The organism is Caldibacillus thermoamylovorans (genome assembly GCF_000751775.1).
GTDB lineage: Bacteria > Bacillota > Bacilli > Bacillales > Caldibacillaceae > Caldifermentibacillus > Caldifermentibacillus hisashii.
The window spans coordinates 1-20,532 of the sequence record NZ_CCRF01000094.1; the positions used below are offsets into that span (position 1 = coordinate 1).

General features: G+C 37.8%; 15 protein-coding genes and 1 other annotated feature. Of the genes, 7 read left to right on the forward strand and 8 right to left on the reverse strand.

The window, feature by feature from the left end:
- Together BT1A1_RS19370 and BT1A1_RS15365 are read right to left on the reverse strand one after the other, a co-directional pair.
- Nucleotides 1–228, reverse strand: a 228-nt coding sequence (locus BT1A1_RS19370) for a hypothetical protein (protein ID WP_231553348.1), incomplete at its 3' end; no start/stop codon positions are given.
- 190 nt (nt 229–418) lie between these two features.
- On the reverse strand, nt 419–1,687 hold the full coding sequence (locus BT1A1_RS15365; protein ID WP_034772944.1) for a dicarboxylate/amino acid:cation symporter: 1,269 nt from the start codon (nt 1,685–1,687) through the stop codon (nt 419–421).
- 411 nt (nt 1,688–2,098) lie between these two features.
- Here BT1A1_RS15365 and BT1A1_RS15370 point away from each other — a divergent pair, with 411 nt between their 5' ends.
- Entirely contained in the window at nt 2,099–2,755 is a 657-nt protein-coding gene (locus tag BT1A1_RS15370; RefSeq protein WP_034772947.1) for an HAD family hydrolase, read from the forward strand.
- An 831-nt stretch (nt 2,756–3,586) separates the two neighbouring features.
- On the opposite strand, the gene BT1A1_RS15380 is transcribed toward BT1A1_RS15370, so the two are convergent.
- The 4 genes from BT1A1_RS15380 to BT1A1_RS18270 form a co-directional block, all read right to left on the reverse strand.
- Complete coding sequence (locus BT1A1_RS15380) at nt 3,587–4,429, reverse strand: AraC family transcriptional regulator (RefSeq protein WP_034772952.1); 843 nt, start codon at nt 4,427–4,429, stop codon at nt 3,587–3,589.
- A 411-nt stretch (nt 4,430–4,840) separates the two neighbouring features.
- The gene (gene manA / locus BT1A1_RS15385; RefSeq protein WP_034772954.1) at nt 4,841–5,800 is read right to left on the reverse strand and encodes a mannose-6-phosphate isomerase, class I; all 960 of its coding nucleotides are present in this window, start codon (nt 5,798–5,800) and stop codon (nt 4,841–4,843) included.
- Between the two features lie 403 nt (nt 5,801–6,203).
- Nucleotides 6,204–7,085 carry an Rpn family recombination-promoting nuclease/putative transposase gene (locus tag BT1A1_RS15390; protein ID WP_081912395.1) on the reverse strand — a complete coding sequence of 294 codons (882 nt, stop codon included), beginning with the start codon at nt 7,083–7,085 and terminating at the stop codon, nt 6,204–6,206.
- 210 nt (nt 7,086–7,295) lie between these two features.
- The gene (locus tag BT1A1_RS18270) at nt 7,296–7,469 is read right to left on the reverse strand and encodes an Rpn family recombination-promoting nuclease/putative transposase (RefSeq protein ID WP_081912396.1); all 174 of its coding nucleotides are present in this window, start codon (nt 7,467–7,469) and stop codon (nt 7,296–7,298) included.
- A 163-nt stretch (nt 7,470–7,632) separates the two neighbouring features.
- Between BT1A1_RS18270 and BT1A1_RS15395 the strand changes: the two genes are divergently transcribed.
- Entirely contained in the window at nt 7,633–8,139 is a 507-nt protein-coding gene (locus BT1A1_RS15395) for an NUDIX hydrolase (protein ID WP_034772956.1), read from the forward strand.
- A 157-nt stretch (nt 8,140–8,296) separates the two neighbouring features.
- Here BT1A1_RS15395 and BT1A1_RS15400 read toward each other — a convergent pair whose 3' ends face one another.
- A complete protein-coding gene (locus BT1A1_RS15400; RefSeq protein ID WP_081912399.1) occupies nt 8,297–9,544 on the reverse strand; it encodes an SH3 domain-containing protein in 1,248 nt (415 codons plus the stop codon).
- 262 nt (nt 9,545–9,806) lie between these two features.
- Between BT1A1_RS15400 and BT1A1_RS15405 the strand changes: the two genes are divergently transcribed.
- From BT1A1_RS15405 to serS, 3 genes are all read left to right on the forward strand, one after another.
- Nucleotides 9,807–11,198 (forward strand): hypothetical protein, encoded by a 1,392-nt coding sequence (locus tag BT1A1_RS15405; RefSeq protein WP_034772958.1) that lies wholly within the window; start codon nt 9,807–9,809, stop codon nt 11,196–11,198.
- Between the two features lie 613 nt (nt 11,199–11,811).
- On the forward strand, nt 11,812–14,634 hold the full coding sequence (locus BT1A1_RS17520) for a bifunctional metallophosphatase/5'-nucleotidase (protein ID WP_051989179.1): 2,823 nt from the start codon (nt 11,812–11,814) through the stop codon (nt 14,632–14,634).
- An 878-nt stretch (nt 14,635–15,512) separates the two neighbouring features.
- Nucleotides 15,513–15,738: a binding site (T-box leader), on the forward strand.
- A 56-nt stretch (nt 15,739–15,794) separates the two neighbouring features.
- On the forward strand, nt 15,795–17,069 hold the full coding sequence (serS, locus tag BT1A1_RS15415) for a serine--tRNA ligase (RefSeq protein WP_034772960.1): 1,275 nt from the start codon (nt 15,795–15,797) through the stop codon (nt 17,067–17,069).
- A gap of 292 nt (nt 17,070–17,361) precedes the next feature.
- Here the strand turns inward: serS and BT1A1_RS15420 are convergent, their stop codons facing one another.
- Nucleotides 17,362–18,030 (reverse strand): helix-turn-helix transcriptional regulator, encoded by a 669-nt coding sequence (locus BT1A1_RS15420; RefSeq protein WP_034772962.1) that lies wholly within the window; start codon nt 18,028–18,030, stop codon nt 17,362–17,364.
- An 843-nt stretch (nt 18,031–18,873) separates the two neighbouring features.
- Here BT1A1_RS15420 and BT1A1_RS15425 point away from each other — a divergent pair.
- Both BT1A1_RS15425 and sdaAA read left to right on the forward strand, forming a co-directional pair.
- On the forward strand, nt 18,874–19,566 hold the full coding sequence (locus BT1A1_RS15425) for a serine dehydratase beta chain (protein ID WP_034772964.1): 693 nt from the start codon (nt 18,874–18,876) through the stop codon (nt 19,564–19,566).
- A gap of 24 nt (nt 19,567–19,590) precedes the next feature.
- Entirely contained in the window at nt 19,591–20,469 is an 879-nt protein-coding gene (sdaAA, locus tag BT1A1_RS15430; RefSeq protein WP_034772966.1) for an L-serine ammonia-lyase, iron-sulfur-dependent, subunit alpha, read from the forward strand.
- The last annotated feature ends 63 nt before the right edge of the window (nt 20,470–20,532 follow it).

Consider the following 20,532-nt stretch of genomic DNA (forward strand, 5'->3'; position numbering starts at 1 on the left):
AAAACCGTCCCATAGAACGCCGCTATGGGACAAATTGCTTTGAAATAATGAAAAAAATGGCTCATAGAAGCTAGACGTGCCTTCTCTATGAGACAAAATTTCAGCTAAAACATGAAAAACTGTCCCATAGAACGACGCTATGGGACAAATTGCTTTAAAATAATGAAAAAAATGGCTCATAGAAGCTAGACGTGCCTTGCCTATGGGACAAAACTGCAGAAAAAACATGGAAAACCGTCCCATAGAACGCCGCTATGGGACAAAACGACAGCTAAAATAGGGAAAACTGTCTCATAGAAGCAAGCCGTGCCTAGTCTATAGGACAAGATAAACTGTAATACTACGCCGAATTCCATCCTTACTGAAGATTTATCCTTTAATGAAAAAACCGAGGTCCACCAAAACCCCGGTCTCTCTTTTATCCGATTCTTTCTTTCAATTTTCCAGCCCGTTGTGATAACCAATTTTTCCCTTCAATAAGGCGGCTCACCATCATACTACAAACCGTATTTCCGGTTGAATTCAGCAATGTCGCCGGAATATCGATAATCGTACTGATGACAGCAATTATTGGTAATACTTCAGGAGGAAAACCAAATACACTTAGTATTAACATTTCCCCAATCATGCCGCCACTTGGAATGGCTCCCATGACAGCACCGACTAAAAATGCAACACCAATAATGCTGAGAACACTAGTGAAACTCGTCATATCCTTATCAAATAATAGAAAAAGAAATACAATTTTACATACGCCGCCAAAAACCGAACCATCTTTATGGGTGTTGGCTCCAAGTGGAATCACTGTTTCAGCAATGTCTTGTGGAACGCCCATTTTTTTAACTGCTGCCAGATTCACCGGAATACAGGCGGCACTTGAACACGTCGCAATAGCTGTAATTGATGGGGTAATGGCATTTTTCCAGAATACACGAACGCCCTCTTTTCCACCGGCAAAAAAGGCATATAAAGTAAAAAATCCAAAGTAATAAAAAACAGATAATGCTAAATATAGTACAAAGACACGTACATATCCGTTTAAAATTTGCGGACCAAGTTCACCGACTATTGTTGCAAAATAACATCCCAAACCAATAGGTGCATAGTACATGACGACTTTTACAACATTCATCATAATGGCAGAACCCGACGCTAATAAGCTTGCAACAGGTTTACCCTTTTCTCCTGCCATCGCTGTCGCTAATCCAAAGAGAATGGAAAAAACAATTAATTGGAGCATATTGCTTTTTGAAAATAACATTGGAAAGTCGGAAACAGTGAAAGTTTTCACTAATTGATCAAGAAAAGAAAGTGCTTCTGTCGATTGATCGGAATCTGTATCTGCCATTATATTCATGATAGCTGACGTATCCACACCTTTTAAGGGATTATAGATACGGATTCCAATATAACCTAAGACAGCTGAAATAATTGCTGTCACCGAAAATACGAGAACAATCGCTCCAAGAATTTTCCCCAACCGTTTCATTTCGCCAATATTGGCTATAGCCGACGAGACACTGAAAAAAACGAGCGGCACAATAATCATGAACATTAAGTTTAAAAATAAATCCCCAAAAGGCTTAACAACACTCGAATCTTGTCCAAAAATGACCCCGGCAATACCGCCAATAACAATGGCAAGAAGCAGAGTTATCGTTTCCTTATAATTTTTTAACAACTGCACAAGTTGTACACCTCTTCTGTTAAGGGTTTTTAATAAGGCTAATTTCTAAAAGATTGCAATTTGAATCGCTTTAACCATGAATGAATAATCGCCAATTGTTTCAAATCATAACCTCAGTTAATATTAGTAAATTTCGGTACTGAAGCCATGTTTTTAGAATCAAAATTCCAAAAACAACCCGTATTTGAAATCACAGCTCAATTATATAATAATTATCATAAACTGTCTCTTTTTTTGGAAAGTAAGTTTCTATAAACGGTTTCTGGCTTTCGAGCAATTCTCCACTATTATTAAGTTTTAGCGATTTTCACTTTTGTACACATATATCAGCATTTTTCATCAAGTTTGGGACCAATATTTCCAATTATATGGTAAAATTCATATAATCACCTTGAAAAAGGAGGCAACAAAATGGAACAAGTAAAGCTGGTTATTTTTGATATGGATGGTCTGTTATTCGATACTGAGCGGACTTTTTTTCGGGCTTTCCAAAGGTCTGCGAAAAAGTTAGGCTACGATTTTTCTTTTGAAACTTACTTGAAAGTTGTTGGTGTAACTGATGAAACGGGGAAACAAATTTTTGCTGAAATCTATGGAGAAGACTCATCGATCCTACATGCTTTCGACTTATATCATGCGGAATTTGACAAAATTATAGAGGAAGAAGGATTGGCCATTAAACCCGGGGCAGAACGATTGTTGGATGTTCTTGATGACAAAGGAATTAAAAAATGTATCGCTTCATCCAGTCCTATTAAAGTAATTGAGCGAAATTTAAAGCTGAGCGGAATTCAAGATCGTTTTGATTTTTACGTCAGTGGCGACGAGGTAGAAAATGGAAAACCAAGTCCGGATATTTTCCTCGAGGCGTTACGTCGCGCCGGTGAAAAAGCGGGAAATGCTTTAGTACTGGAAGATTCTTTCCATGGATTACAAGCAGCAGTAAGCGCCAATATTCGTTGTATCATTATTCCTGATTTAATTGAACCTTCAGACGAAATGCACCGGCAAGCCTTTCAAATTTATACGAATTTAGGAGAAGTGGCAAGATTAATTAATGAAAAATAATTTCAGCATATTGGACTGACTTTCAGCATCTTCCTCATCTATATGATCACTGAGTTTGCTTATATAATATAGAGTAGGATAAATCTAGTATTCGGCAAATAATCTTATGAATATTTAATACTTTTTCATTCCCCCGTCTTTGTTTGGTAAAAACGGGGGTACCATTTTTACCTCTACCATGTTTTATGTGTTAAGCAAAAACAAACTGAAACACAAAGAATATTATTAAAGTAATCAACACTTGAATCATAATAAACAGAGCGTATCCTTTATTAAAATTCTTTTGGTTGTTTTTTTTATAATATTGAATAACTAAGTATTCATTGGAGAAGCAAGTTAGATTAATAATCAGAAAGAATATTAATGTTATATATAGGCCATTTTCATAGTTTAAAAAAGAACTCCAAAAAGCCATTAGTGAACAAGCAAAAAACAAATAGGAATAGCGGAACTGTTTTAATAATGCCATTATCTAATTCCCCCTATTGAACATAGTAGTTCGCTCAAGAAATACGCGGTAACACTATTCGAGGACAATATAACACTTGGTGGTTCTTTGACACCCGGCAAGTAGGCAGTGGCATAAGCACCGGAGTGAATGCTGTACAAAGCACATTCATCCCTCTATATTATCATATTAAATAATATATTTGTAAAAATCAAAATATGTGTATAATTAGATAGGCCTTTGAAGAAAAAGAAAGACGAAAGATGTCTCCATTCGTCTTTTTGATTTCTTTACCCTTTGGCGAGCGGGGTTATCCTTCTTTTAGGTAAATTAAAATTCAGCTTTTTTACGGCATTTACCTTGGTCCGGTTGACGTTTTTACATTAAGGAATAACAGGGACCCACAGCTCATGTCTCGGTTTATGTTTCGGTCCGTAGTAACATTCAATACAAGGTAAATTGGCAAGTTCATATCCGGAAGTTGGGACCCATTCAACATACAGACGCTTCCATGCCTCCACAATATTCGGAAACACGGCCCATGTACTCGGTGAAATTGTAATTGTTTCCATGTCGGCTGGGACCTCTCCATCATATCGGACACCCATAAAATAGGTAAATTCTTCATCTTTTATTGCCGCTTCACTTCCACAAACGCCCAAAATACCTTCAAGTGTACATTTTGGATTCTCCCATGACATATCAATTAATTGCTGTGTAAAACCGTCTTTTTTAGCAGCGCTCCACAATTTGGGAATCGTTTTAAACGCTTTAGCTGTTTTAACCGATTTCCCATTACCGACAATCCTTAATTCATAATCAATATGTTCAATTCTGTAATCCATTTCTTTTTCCCCCTTTATTGAAATCTGAAAGGTGGTTCTTGGAAAGGCTTTTAACGATGCTCCCTTATTTCGGGCCTCAGACGGTTTTATCCCGTGTATTTTTTGAAATGCCCTAGAAAAAGAATCCGCTGACTCATACCCGTACTTAACGGCTATATCAAGGATGCGCAGATCACTCTTTTGAAGTTCAAATGCTGCACGTGTCAAACGGCGCCTGCGAATATATTCGGATAGCGTCATCCCGACAAGAGATGAAAACATTCTAGAAAAATGATATTCCGAACAACTTGCCACTTGTGCAAGTTTTTTATACTCGATTTCTTCATCCAAATTTTCCTCAATATAATCCAAAGCACGATTCATTCTCTCCAACCAATCCATAGAAGTACTCCTTTCAAATCTAAATATACAGTAGGAAAAAAAGTTAGACCCGACTTTTTCTGCACAAAAAAGTAGGCTGTAATTCATAGGAAACTAGTTCTCTTTTATTCAAAAAAAATCTTTTTTCTAATAAAGTGAAATATCGTGCACTACGAACATGTCAGATGCAGGGCACCTATCTTCCTCAATTACTTGAAATTTGAGGTGGGAATACAAATCTTACTGTAAAGTGTGGGAAAAATTTTTTACAAGAAATGCTGGTATTATCAACTGGAAGGAAAATTCCAAAAATTAAAAGCAGCCCTCCTCCCTTATGAGAAAAGGGCATGTAAAAAGCACAATTTTTCAATGCATCTAAAAAGACCACCGTTTTTACAAAGGCGCCGGATATTTCCAATTCGATTTTTTCACTTACACATGCGATACGATAAATTCTGCTTGTCCTTTCAATTCATACTCATTTATGCTATTTGGTAGAATAAAATGCATACCTTTTTTCAGCTCAAATGTTTTGTCGCCAATCGTCAGAACAGCTTTCCCCTCTACAACACTCACTTGTAAAAAGTCGTGGTGGCAGTTGCGTTTTGTTTTTCCATTTAAATTCCAATGATAAACGGTAAAATATTGTTCTTCTACCAGTTTTTTTTCGGTAAGATCCCCAAAAGTTTCCACTGTTTGCTCAACTTTTGCATCTATGTGTGGTACATTCGTTACTTGTTTTGACCGTTCTAAATGCAGTTCACGCTTGTTTCCGTTCGCATCCGTACGATCATAATCATACACGCGATAGGTAATATCAGAACTTTGCTGGGTTTCCAAAATAACAATTCCTTTTCCAATGGCATGAATGGTTCCGCTTGGTACGTAAACAAAGTCACCTGTCTTTACGTTCACCCGCCGGAGAAGCTTGTCCCACTCGCCGGCATCGACCATCTTCTCAAATTCCTTCCGCGTCTTCGCATGGTGCCCTAAAACAAGTTCCGCATTTTCCTCGGCACTTAAAATGTACCAGCATTCCGTTTTACCATAAGGAACACCCTCCACTGATCGGGCAAAATCATCGTTTGGATGGACTTGTACAGAAAGGTCGTCATTGGCATCTAAAATTTTTACAAGCAAAGGATATTCCTCGTCTTCTCCTGCCTTTTTATTAAAAAGTTCACCGTGTTCATTCCATGCGTCCAGCAATGTTTTTCCTTTTAATTCACCATTGGCAATAATACTCGGACCATGCGGATGGGCGGAAATAACCCATGCTTCCCCTGTATGATCAGAAGGAATCGGATAACCATAATCGGTTTTTAATTTTTGCCCGCCCCAAATGCGTTCGTGTAAAGTCGGTTGTAGAAAAATAGGTTCATTTTTATACATACTAGTCACCTGTCTTTTATGTATTTTTGCAAAAATGTTCAGTATTCACTGACAAACTTCAATATCGATCAGACTTTGTAGTAATCCCATATGTTTAAGTAAATTGCAACCGTGATCTCCAAAATTCAAAAAGAACTGGTTTACCTTCTACAGTTTTTTAATTTTATAAAACAAAGGACCAAGCTGATTTTTTCGTTTCCCTTTTTATTATAAAACAAAAGAGAGCAGATTTTGGAGGCCACTGAAAAACAATTAGAATAAGTTCACTTACTCAATATATAGTAAGATGGACCACAAAAATACATCTAAATATGGTGTTAAGCAAGTGATTATTTTGTACTTTTTCAGTAGCCTCCAGATTTTGCTCCCTTCCTAAAAAAAGACGCATTGAAATATAAACTACTCAATGCTTAAAAAATTTTTTAACCTCATCCAAACTTTGGTATTTGAATATATTTTGAAGGATGGTTTCTAATGTTGCAAGATCTGCTTGCCTTATGTTTTCCCTTAGGTCTTCCGGCAATGCACCAAATTTTTCTGTCAACAGTTGCAGGGCGGTTTTTGCTAAAGCTTGGGATGCTCCTTCTTGTCTTCCTTTTTCCAACCCTTCCTGCATGCCTTCCTCTCTCAAGATATCCGCCAATGTCATGGCTACTTCACTCCCTTCTGGAAATGTCGTCTCAATTTGCCGCGCGATTTGTTCCATGTCCTTCTTTGTTAAGTCTCGAACAGCATTGAATACATATCGCAACGTTATCTCAAAAAATTCAATTCCTTTTTGTTTATCCTCTATCTCGAGCAATGCGTGACTGGCCTCATAAAAAGACCGTAGAAATTCTTCAGTACTTTTTGTAGCTACATCACGGAGTAGTTTCAACATAATTCGTAGTTGGGCATTTCCCTTTATTTCCTCATCCGAATAATCAGAGAGGTCATACAATAGGTAGTGAAAGTTTGGCAAGTATTCTTTCACATGTTGTGGCATTTCCTCAAAACCATTTAAAAACCCTCCTAAATGGAGCGGAAATCTCCATTTACTCTCGCCATGATAGACAACAAGGGGAATTACGATTGGCAGCTCGCTTACTTCTTCCTTTTTCATTTTCGTTTCCCATATTTCCGCCATGTATTTCAGCAGTTGTATGGCAATAGCTTTATCCGGATAGCTTTTATGTTCGAATAGGAAAGAGATGTAACCTTCTTTTCCGGAAATCACCACCCGAAACACCAAGTCTGAAAAATAATCCTTGAACTCCTGATTGACAGAATTAAGATAGATTAAAATACAGAAAAAAACTTTGGACTAGTTTTTTTGTCTAGCTCCGGTCCCCAGCGACTAGCAAACTTCGCTCCCCTCCACTACGATAAGTCAACATCGGCTCGTGCCTCCCCGTGTTTCCTTTTCCTCGAAAAAGCTAATCGCTTTTTCTTCGTGCGATGCCTATTCGAGGAAGCAAATCTGCTCTCATTGCGGGGGGCTCCAGTTTGTACGTCGCTAAGCGGGCCCCTCCGCTTTTCTTTTAAAACTATCCTTTTGTACTTCTATTGTGTCCAAATCAATTACTTGCAAGATGTTTTTAGGGAGGTAATGGTGTAGGAATTCTTTTGCTGTCGGAACATTCCCCATCGTTTCTCTAAAAAATTTGTCATGAGGGTTTTGTACTTTCATGAAAAGATCCCCCTTTTCATCCCTTTCCATGTAAAAATTCTTATCATTATTATACAATCTGGCAACGGTTTTCACTAGTATTCGAATGAATAGATTTTCTTCTTTTTGTATTCGTGATAACATAGATAAAAACTGAGCATTTCCGGATAACTGAGGTGGTATTGTGTTAAAGTATACAATTGCTTTTTTGAAACGAGGAGACGAAATCTTGTTGTTAAATCGGGAAAAACCGTACTGGATGGGCTGTTGGAACGGCGTGGGCGGAAAATTGCTGCCGAATGAGACGCCCCTTGATTGCGTGCTGCGTGAGATTAAAGAAGAGACCGGGATTAAGCTCGAAACAATTCATTATAAGGGAACCGTCACCTGGAATGTAGGAAGTTTTGACGGTGGTGGCATGTACTTATATCTAGCCGATCTCCCAGCTAATTTTAGCTATTCGACCCCAACCAAAACCGATGAAGGCATTTTGGATTGGAAAAAAATTGATTGGATTCTTGACACCGAAAACCAAGGTATTGCCAATCTTCATTACTTTTTTCCTGCTATGCTTCATGATAATCAAACTTATGAGCATCGGTTTATTTATGAAGGGGATTTGGTTAAGGCATTTACCTCGATTCCCCAGAATTTGGAGGTTTGCCATTCCAATCAGGTGCCGGTAAAATAGATAATATGATTGGTTTCCAAAAAACTTTTTGGCAAATTGAACAAGGATTTATTCTACAATTTATGTAGTAATATAGTGATTTTGGTAAAAGTTTAAAATATTAACCGTATAGGGCAAAAGTCTTTATACGGTCAATATTTTTACAAAAAAAGAAAGTTTAGAACGATCCGAGTTCTTGGATTGGCGTCTGAATGATGACCGGATTTTTACTTGGATCTAGCCATTTTAAAATGGAAATGACATTACTTTCAGATGTAGCGGTACAGCCAAGTGTATAACTGGTTCCAATATGGAAGAAAATGGCACTCCCCTTATTTGGGATTCGCTCTGTATTATAATTGATAACAAATCCATATTTGTATAACGGATGTGTCATATTTTCCGCGCTATTCCATTGTCCCTGTGTAGCACTTCTCGATTGCCAAGTATTGTAAAGCGATGAATTCGGATCATCCACCCAAACATCATCAGCCGTTATATTTCGCCATGGCAACCTTGTACCCGGATTTCCGACTTGCCCAAATGCAGTACCAATAGAAAATTTCCCGATAGGCGCCTTCTTTCCACCTTCACTCATTTCTCTTGTCAAACCATACTTTCCAACATAACCGTTCGTGTTTAAAACGAGATTCCATTTTCCACTTGAATCCCTTTCAAATGTCTGAATGGTTGCTTTACTCGTATTGTAGCCATTGGTTGTTACGAGAATCAGCTGACTATTACTGCCTACTGTCTTTAATCCATCCGCCGCATTATTATTGGCAAGCTGGGTAGCGGGCTGAGATGGTGAAGCAGCTGCCACTTTTTGATTACTTGCCGTTGGAGGTGGTGTAGATGCCGCCACCTCGGGTTTCGCATCCGATAAATATTTACTGGAAACCCAACCGGTCTGATTATTAAAGGTTACTTTACTCCAGGCTCCACTTGTTTCAGTAACCGTTAACTCTTGAGCCAATGTCACAACCGTCAGGACTGGAAATTCCGTACCTGCCCCATTCCGTACATTTAAAGAACTAATATTCACGTACTTGGTAACCGGTTCAGAAAGCTTCGTAGTGGTTGAATCCGTGTTTGTCTCAGCCGGAGGAACTTCATCGGCCGGCTCTGTTACCGATTCTTCAGTAGCTTCTTCCGTTTCCTCTTTGGAAGTTTCTTTTACTTTTTGATTGTCCTTCGCCTTTTCAAACGAAGCAGTCGCTGTTTTATTTGGGGCTGATCCTGTGTCCCTCTCTGAATGCCCTTTTGCTAATCCAATCCCTATCAATAGAGAAAAAATAAGAAGAACAGAAATAATGCTTGCGATAACTTTGCTTTTCTTGCTGATTTTTTTAACATCAAATGCCTCCCTTGTAGGGACAAGTTTATCATCCCTATGATAATGTTGGGAAATACAGGAATTTATCATTTGAGATGAAAGCTTTGTCCTATATGCCAGCATGACTAATCACATTAATTATATCGACAATAATTGCTATTTTTTGACATAAAATTTTGGGGTCTCTTTGAGATTGCAGGCTTACGGAGAACTTAGTTTCATTTGCCTAAGAAATAGATAAAGTGGTGCTCCGGTGCAAAAAAGTCCCCTTATCACCACATGTTTTTCCCGGCATAAAATGTAATAAAAGGCTCAGTTTCCGTTTTTTCATTTCATTGAAAGGAGCTTTTGTATGGTTGTTGAGCTTACGTTGGTTCATTGGATTTACTTGTTGTTTATCTTGCTGATTATCGGTTTCATGGTCAGCCGATTGGATACGAGTATACTTTGTATTGTCGGAATTTTTGTTATTGCCATTGTGACAAGTGGTTCGTTAACCAAATCGATCATGAGCATCTTTTCCAGTTTTTTATACGCAATTTCGGAGCTTTTGCCCACGATTCTCATTATTTCGCTCATTGTGGCCATGAGTAAGACATTAACGCAAACCGGGATTAATGATGTCATGATTGCCCCGTTTGCAAAAATCATTCGGACACCGTCACTGGCCTATTGGACAATTGGCATTCTCATGATGTTCATTTCACTCTTTTTCTGGCCATCCCCGGCGGTTGCCCTACTCGGTGCCGTTCTTCTACCGGTTGCTATTCGTGCCGGGCTCCCCGCTTTAGGTGTGGCCATGGCAATAAACTTATTCGGCCACGGGATTGCTTTGTCCGGTGACTTCATCATCCAAGCCGCTCCAAAATTAACCGCAGATGCAGCCGGATTGCCGGTTGGCGATGTTATTTCAGCGAGCATTCCACTTGTAATCGTGATGGGCGTGGTTACTACAGTAACTGCCTTTATTTTGCTAATGAGGGATGTGAAAAAAGGAAGATTACAAGATGTCAAAGCTTTTGATGGAGCTGTTGAAAAAATTGAGAAGGTCGATGCTTTGTCTCATAAGCAGAAAATTGTGTTTGCAATTCTCATTCCATTGCTTTTTGGACTTAATGTCATTGCCATGTTTGCCTTTAATCTTCAAGGAGGCGATGCGACTGCATTAGTCGGAGGAACAGCGATATTAATTTTTCTCCTTATTAATATGATTGGTTTCAAAGTCGGCGGATTGAGAAAAACAACGAAGCGAATGATCGACGGGTTTCAATTTGGCTTTAAAGTGTTTGGACCGGTGATTCCGATTGCTGCGTTCTTTTATTTAGGTGATGCCGGTTTTACCACGATCATTGGCGACTATCTACCGGCCTCCTCGAACGGCATTGTTAATGACCTGGGGGTTGCGCTGGCACATGTCGTTCCGTTAACACCGGAAATTGGTGCCGCGACACTGGCTGTTGTGGGGGCCATTACAGGTCTGGACGGTTCAGGCTTTTCCGGGATTTCGTTGTCCGGATCGATTGCCAATTTATTTTCCCATGCGATTGGCGACGGTACTGCAACATTAACCGCACTAGGGCAAATTTCTGCCATTTGGGTTGGCGGCGGGACCCTTGTACCTTGGGCCTTGATCCCGGCTGCCGCGATTTGTAATGTCGATCCATTTGAATTGGCACGCAGGAACTTGTTGCCTGTTTGTATCGGATTGGTTGTAACGACAATTGTGGCGATGGTGTTGATATAGGGACTAGGTTCATCGTCCCACTGGTAATGTTAATATAGAAAAACAGTACCCCTTAGCAAGTTTTTTCGCTAAGGGGGCAAAATACGACTGTATTATTTTAAAAAAATTTGTAGTTTTTTTAAAATAACGCATGTATAAAGAATAAAATTCACTGATTGATTAGTATACTATCTACTTGGCAAAATAAACCTCATTACATAAGTTTGTTTCCATAAAACACTTGTAGAATTATTACCTAATGTGGAGTCATGGGGAAAATATTTCCATAATCCCTCATGTAGCGCCCAAGCCACACCTCAGAGGATGAAAATGGTTTTTTTAAAGGTAGCCAATGGGATGTATTGGCTTATTTTTCATGGTAGCATGCTTTTACAATATATTAATATATTGTAAAAGCATTTTAATTCATTTGATTTTATATTAAATTTTATCTATTATTTTATTTTCTTTTTTAAAAATATGATATAAATTAATTGTGGCTAGTCCACGTTTTACTGATTTACTAGTTTTTACTGAAAGGAGAGGTGGTATTATCGAGAAGATTCTAACGTATACATGATGTTTATATTGGATATTGGACAGGGGCCTACATAGTATTAAAGGGGGAGAAACTGTGGTTCGTGTGAAAAATCGTTTTCTTATCATTTTTGCAATGATTTTTGCTTTACTAGTAAACTATTGTATACCGCTTGCACAAATAGCAAGTGCGGCTGACGTAAATGCCATATCTGCCCAAGAAGAACCGGTTGAAGAGCAAGTTGTTACCACCAACCAAATTCAAGGTGAAACGGATAACTCACCTTACAAAGACCAATTGGAAAAAGATGTTGAAGGTGTCGTTACCTATGAAGTAGATAACAACAACGTTTACATGCAATCGACAACACCTCACAATAATGCAAATACATCAGAAGACCGCTACACCTATAATTATGAAGGTAATTCTCAAGTTTTAGATCACATTTTAACAACTAAGGATATTGCAGATGATGCTCAAGTTGAAATTCTGCATCTAAACGCATCCTATATGGAAGAACATGGAAGAGTATCGGACCATGATCCCGTTTTGGCTCAACTCAATTTTGATGAAGAACCAGCAGCTGATGAAGATTTTTCATTAACGATTATGCATACAAATGATACGCATGCACGTGTCACACAATTTCCATATTTAGCAACTGCGGTGAATCAAATTCGTGCAGATCACCCAAATAATTTGTTACTGCATGCCGGTGATGTTTTTTCCGGAACTCTGTTCTTCAATGTTCATCTTGGATTAGCCGATCTTTATTTCTTAAATGAATTAAAATACGATGCGATGACTTTTGGGAATCATGAATTTGACAAAGATTCTCAAACATTAGCCAATTTTGTTAATGAAGCGAAATTCCCATTTGTCAGCGCAAATATTGACTTTACGAATGACCCGATTCTTGGAAAATATGCCTTCAATGAACCGGGACAACCGGGCGATGGTGGAAATATCTATCCGGCAATTATCAAAGAAATTAATGGCGAGCAAGTTGGTATTTTTGGCTTAACCACTGAAGATACCCCTAACATTGCAAGTCCAAGTAAAAATATTGTATTTGAAAATGCCGTTGAGGAAGCTGAGAACACAGTATCTCTTCTTGAAGAAAAAGGTATTGACAAAATAATTGCTTTATCACATTTAGGTTACGATGAAGATAAGCAATTAGCTGAAGCCGTTGATGGCATTGATGTAATTGTTGGAGGTCATTCGCATACCGTTCTTCCTGAAGGTGAAGTAATCGAAAAAGATGAACCTACTGTTATTGTTCAGACAGGTGAATATTTAAATAACTTAGGTAAATTAGATGTAACCTTCGATGAAAACGGGGTTATTAAGGACCAATCGGCTGAATTACTTTCCTTAACAGCTGATTCAAACGGAGTCAGACAATTTGCTGCTGACCCGGCGTTCCAAGAAAAAGTTGATGAATTCAATACACCAATTGAAGAATTACTACAAGAAGTTGTTGGAAATACTACGGTTCCTTTAGACGGTGAAAGAGCCAATGTACGAACGAAAGAAACAAATCTCGGTAATTTGATTACAGATGGTATGGTTTGGAAAATGCAACAGTTCTTCCCGGAAACAACAATTGCCTTACAAAACGGTGGAGGAATTCGTGCTTCGATCGATCAGGGAGAAATTACAATGGGTGAAGTTCGTACCGTCCTCCCATTTGACAATGCGCTCGTTGCCATTAAGTTAACCGGTAAAGAAATTTGGGAAGCTCTGGAACATAGTGTCAGTGCCTATCCTAGCCAAAGCGGCGGCTTCCTGCATGTGTCAGGATTAAAATTTAAATTTGATCCGGATAAACCGGCTGGCGAAAAAGTTTGGTCAGTAAAAGTTAAAACAACAGAAGGCAACTTTAAACCTATTGAATTAGATCAAATGTATACAGTTGCAACTAATTCCTTTACTGCACAAGGCGGCGACGGTTTCGATTCGTTAAGACAGGCTTATTTGGACGGTCGTATGATCAACATTGATATTCCTGACTATGAAGTATTTAATGATTATTTAGTCGCCCATAACCCGGTCTCACCAAGTGTAGAGGGTAGAATTGTTGCTGCAAAAGAACCAAGTGGAGAAAATAAAGTGAATCCTACCATCAACAATGGCGTAGCAACAGTAGATGATGCTACTTTTAAAAATGCAATAGAAGCAGCAGTTGTAGCCAACAGTGCCCTTGAAATTAACCTGAATGGTAAGGAAAACATAAAGATCCAATTAACTGCTGATCAGGTGGCTCAGCTAACGGAAAACGGTGTTCCATTAGTACTCGCCAATGGTTCCGTTTCAATACGCATTCCAAGCAGCGTACTGGAAGCTGGTGGAGAATTAGTTGTCATTATAAGCAAATTAGCAGACACCAAAGGAGCAGTCAGCCCGGTTTATGAGCTTATCATTCAACTCGGTGGAAAGAGTGTCACCCAATTTTCCGAACCGGTTACCTTGACATTTACTGTTGATAAAAACAAAGTGACAAAACCAGATAAGCTAAATGTTTACTACTACAATGAGCACACAAAAGCTTGGGTTAAACTTCCGGGAGCAACTTACCAAGATGGTAAAGTAACGGTTACTACCAACCACTTTACTAAATTTACAGTTTTCGAAAATGATGCAGAAATAATTGCATCAGACAGTTCAGACAATAATGGTAACGGAGGATCCAATCCACCCGGTGGAAAGAATCCGGACAATACGAATTCCGGAACAAAAAATACAGTTACCGATCATTCTAATACCGGAAATAACCCAATTAACACGACAAACAAACTACCGGATACATCAACGAATTATCGCAATATCTTGTTAGCCGGTATATTGTTTATATTGTTCGCAACAATAGGGGTCTTTTACAAAAGGTTCAAAAAGGGGACAAAATCAACACATTAATTGTCGACTATTTGCACCAAAAAGTATTTCGGTAAGTTCACACTCAATATAAACAGAAGAAACATGTCCACGAGGTCGGTTCGAGGCCGCTGAAAATGTACTAACTAATCTTGCTAAAAACCATATTTAGCTGTATTCCCTTAGTTTACCCTACTATATATTGTGAAAATGCACTTATTCAAACAGTTTTACAGTGTCCCCGGTCGGTTCTCACAGACAAAATGAGGGATTAATCAGGTGAAACTGTCCAATAGAACGGCTCTCGCGGACAAAATGGAGCCTCAACCAGGTGAAACTGTCCAATAGAACGACTCTCGTGGACAAAATGGAGCCTCAACCAGGTGAAACTGTCCAATAGAACGGCTCTCGCGGACAAAATGGGGCCTCAACCAGGTGAAACTGTCCAATAGAACGACTCTCGTGGACAAAATCGAGCCTCAACCAAGTAAAACTGTCCAATAGAACGATTCTCGTGGACAAAATGGAGGCCCAATCAGGAGAAACTGTCCAATAGAACGACTCTCGTGGACAAAATCGGGAGTCAACCAGCAAAAATTATCCAATAGAACAGGTTCTCAAAGACAAAACCGTAAGTCATTATCAACAACTCTTAAAAAGATACAAAATATTTCTCCATTGAATAGGCTTTTTGGTTAAAAACAGACAATATGCAAAGATCCTTCTATCCTTGCCTGATTTTTTAACAAAAAGCTTTAGTGGAGAAACTTCATGTAATTTTATAAAATTGTATGTGTGTTTATCTGAACTTCATGATTTTTTTACACACCCTTGAAAGCCCTTTAGTTTTTCAATATATTTTTTGTATCTTGACTATCCCGACTGATTTAGATATAATCTTGTTAAAACAACCACATAACTTTTAATCGATGACAGGAAATAGTAACAGGGTGAATTTACTTTAAGAGAGCTGATGGTTGGTGAAAATCAGCAGTAAAGACCTGTGAATCCATCCTTGAGAGTGGTACTGAAAAGAACTTGAGTAGGTACTGCCGGTAAAACCGATATCTTGATCGAGAGGTAAGTATTTTTTACAATACTTGCAATTTGGGTGGCAACGCGGATATTCAAACTTCCGTCCCTCTTTTGGGATGGAAGTTTTTTTATTTATGTAAGTCTATTTTAAACGAGGAGGTAGGAAAATGTTTAATATTAAATTACTTAGGGAGAACTTTGAAGAGGTAAAAGCAAAATTACAACATCGCGGTGAAGACTTAAGTGACTTGGAAAAGTTTGGTGAACTGGACCAAAAGCGCCGGACATTAATCGTTGAAACCGAACAATTAAAGAAAAAGAGAAAAGATGTATCTGCTCAAATTGCCGTTCTAAAAAAAGAGAATAAAGATGCTGAAGATTTAGTTGTTGAAATGCGTGAAGTTGGTGATCAAATAAAGGAACTTGATGAAGAATTACGTGTGATTGAAGAAGAATTAAATGCATTACTTTTATCCATCCCTAATTTGCCGCATGAAACCGTACCCATCGGTGATACAGAGGATGACAATGTTGAAATTCGTAAGTGGGGAGAACTTCCTCAATTTGATTTTGAACCGAAACCCCATTGGGATGTTGCGACTGAATTAGGAATTATTGATTTTGAACGTGCTGCAAAAGTAACAGGAAGTCGCTTTGTTTTTTATAAAGGCCTTGGTGCAAAATTAGAAAGAGCACTAATGTCCTTTATGCTTGATCTTCATACGGAACAACATGGTTATACAGAAATGTTGCCGCCATATTTAGTAAATCGGGCAAGCCTGACCGGGACCGGACAGCTGCCAAAATTTGAAGAAGATGTGTTTTTAGTTGAGAAGAAGGATTATTTCCTCATACCGACAGCAGAAGTACCTGTTACCAATTACTATCGTGATGAAATATTATCTGCAAAAGACCTTCCTGCTAAGTTTGCTGCGTACAGTGCTTGTTTTCGTTCTGAAGCTGGATCGGCAGGAAGAGATACACGTGGTTTAATTCGACAACACCAATTTAATAAAGTTGAATTGGTAAAATTCGTTAAACCGGAAGATTCTTATGATGAATTAGAAAAACTAACCAATGATGCCGAAAAGGTTTTACAATTACTGGGACTTCCTTATCGGGTAGTAGCTATTTGTACAGGCGATCTAGGATTTACTGCTGCGAAAAAATATGACTTAGAAGTATGGCTACCAAGCTACAATACGTATCGTGAAATTTCTTCTTGCAGTAATTTTGAAGATTTCCAAGCAAGAAGGGCAAATATCCGGTTTAGAAGAGAACCAAAAGCGAAACCTGAATTCGTTCATACGTTAAATGGTTCCGGATTGGCAATTGGGCGTACGGTTGCCGCCATTTTAGAAAATTATCAACAAAAGGATGGAAGAGTACGAATACCAGAAGCTTTAAGACCTTATATGGGTGGTAAAGAATATATTGGGTAATATTAATGTATAAACAATTTGTTTCTTAAAAAGTAAATCCCGACAATTAAATTAGGCCGAGAACATTGATTTAATCATGTTTTCGGCCTGTTTCATTTTCTCTAAGTGTAGATAAACAATAGATATGTTGGGAATTGGAGGAAAATTCCTATAATTAGCTTTGGTTTAGTGTATGATTCACACCCAAAAAACTTTTTTTGTGAGAAACTTAACACAAATAACAAGAGTTTCTATTGTACTAGCGTGAAAATTTTCGTAAAAACCTTACTATAATTATTTGAAAATTTATTTATTATTTCTTTTCATTGCGAGATATCATATGAAGATACCGATAAACACTTGATTCCGACATTCCCATTATTTCAGCTACTTCACTTATTGTACCTTTAATATCAAATACACCGTGTTCTTTTAATTTGGAAATGGCAAGTTTCTTTTGTTCAGGTGATAATTGAGCACCAGATTCTAATATATCTTTATCTATTTGTGTATAAATAATGTTCTGAATGTTTTCAGTTAAGTTTTCAACCGGTTGTTCCTGTTCAGTTTTCTTGTCCAAATACTGTATATCCCAGCTTAAATTAGCTAAACTCAATACATCCTTTGCGACCTTTCGATAGACATCCGCATCAAAGTTAATACATAACAGACCTTGTAACTGACCTTCACGATTTTTTATAAACATGGTTGATGAACGAAACTTTTTACCCTTTGGTCCTTCTCCAACATAATTTACAACAAAATCTTTTGTTAAATATACTTTTTCCTCAATTAACTTTTTTGCATAGTCTGTTAAAGGGCTGGTTAATGACCTTCCACTCAACTCTCCATGGACGATGTGACCAATGTGTGAACCTCCATCAGGATCTAACACATGTAATACAAATTCATAATGAGGGCCAAAGACTTCTCCCAGATAATTCATTAAATTTTTATAGTGTCGAAAAAGATAATCATCCAACTTAGTGTTCCTCCTTTATACTCTTCTATTTAAATAGTTGGGGGAAAAATTTTATTTAAATGGTTTTTAATTATATTACTTACAACGATTTGCAATAATAATGATTCAAAAAGTGTTGACTGTCCCTTTTTTAATGTACGAGATGTACGGGAAATTTTACGTTTATACAAGGAAAAGCCTCAAGTAAATGCATCGCAGCCGTAAAAAATTTTTGACGAACTACGGACCTATATGCTCCGACGCCCGAGTCTTCTTTATACAGTTCATTATAACAGATGTTACAGACAATCCAATATATTTTAATAAAAATTTTTTACTAGAATAATTTTTTACTATAAATAATTGACGCTAGATTTTTTGTGTGATATTATTAACGCGTAATAAAAATTTATTACATTGATAATTTTTTATTACGAATTGATAAATAATATAGTTTTCTTTGAAACTTATAAAATCTTATCCTTGAGTCTTTTCAAAAAATAATATAGGAGGTGAACGCAAGGCAAATAAACGGGAATGGTAATGGATTATTTGTCCTTTGAAAGCGATTTTACAAGTGCTGCTAAGTGATGAAAGGAACCTAAAGAAAATGTATCTGCTTTTATTATTGCACACCATATCATTGTCTAGTCTATCAAGATGAAAATAAGGAGTTATTGAAGCTTAAAATTAGTAAGTCCCAATGAAATAGAATTGCTACTCGAATTCTGATTGGTAACGTTGGAAGCACAGTTCTTGTAAGATTTTACCAAGTGTAATTTAATTGTAACTTTTAATTTTTAATAAATGTTATTGCAAGATGATTCTAGTAATAACAACATTAATTTTAAAGGAGGATTAGCCATGAACGCAGTAACGCTTAAAGAAAAAAAGAATATTAGTTACAAAAGTTGTTTTGATGTGATTGGACCAGTTATGATCGGGCCCTCAAGTTCCCATACGGCAGGTGCTTTAGCCATCGGATTAGTTGCAAATAAATTATTTAAAGGTCTTCCAAAAAGAGTTGTGGTAAAGTACTATGAATCATTTGCAGAAACCCATAAGGGACATGGAACTGATTTTGCCATTATTTCCGGTATATTAGGTTTTGCGACTGATGATAGCAGAGTCCCCGATGCTATCAAAATAGCGGAATCTCAAGGTATTGACATCACTTTTTTAGAAGAATCAGGGGATAGTCCTGTTGGTCATCCAAATACTGCTGATATTTATCTTGAGGATGATAGTCGATCTATTCGAACAGTGGGAATTTCAGTCGGTGGCGGATTAATTAAAGTCAAACATATTGAAATCGATGGATTTAGCTTAAATCCTCAAGGTTCATTGCCAATAATGATAGCGATTTCGAGTAGAAATAATCTTGAACTCGAATTACGCAGAATCTTTAAAAAATACGAGGTGGATATTAATAACTCCACTAATTTGGAGAAGGACGGAAAATATTTGTACCAGTTTGATTTGGATTCACAATTAAGTGGTGAGGCCAGGAAAGAATTGGAAAATCTCAGTGATATAGCGAATATCATTATACTTTAATTAAATTTGGGGGTGAAATAAGGTATGTATATGTCTATTAAAGAAATAGTCGAAGCAGCGAACGAAAAACAAGTACCCATTTATGAATTAGCAATTAAACAGGAAATGGAAGTAACGAAATCTACTTTTGATGAAGTTTGGGCGAAAATGGAGAAAAACTTAGAGACGATGGAAAGTGCTGTAAAAAGAAGTGTTGAGGGCGATGGTGTATTTTCCCCTACTGGATTAACTGGAGGAGATGCGGTTAGAATTAAAAAATATCTTGAAAGTGGAAAATCACTTTCTGGCGATGTCATGATGAGAGGCGTTCAAGGTGCAATAGGTACAAATGAAGTGAATGCGGCTATGGGGGTTATTTGTGCAACACCAACAGCCGGAGCAAGTGGAACAATACCCGGTGTACTTTATACCATTAAAGAAACATTACAGTTAAGTCGTGAGGACCAGATTCATTTTCTGTTTACTTCAGCATTATTTGGAATGATTGTAGCGAATAATGCATGTATTGCAGGAGCTTTAGGGGGATGCCAAGCTGAAGTAGGGAGTGCCTCCGCAATGGCGGCTGCAGCGGCAGTAGAAGCTGCGGGAGGAACACCAGAGCAATCAGCCCATGCGTTCTCAACCGCACTACAAAATTTACTCGGTTTAGTTTGTGATCCAGTCGCAGGTTTGGTAGAGATTCCTTGTGTAAAAAGAAATGCTGTTGGAACGGCGAATGCATTAGTGGCAGCAGATCTGGCATTAGCCGGTGTAAACAACCTGATAGATGCTGATGAAGTAATTGATGCAATGTATAGAGTAGGTAGACAAATGCCTCGGGAGTTAAGAGAAACTGGCTTAGGTGGGGTTGCAGAAACACCGACAGGAATTGCGATTAGAAACAAAATTCTAGGAAAGGAATAATAGGATTTTAAACTTTTTTAAAAAATGTTTTTAGTGGATTGTGAATCTATGAACAATATTAAA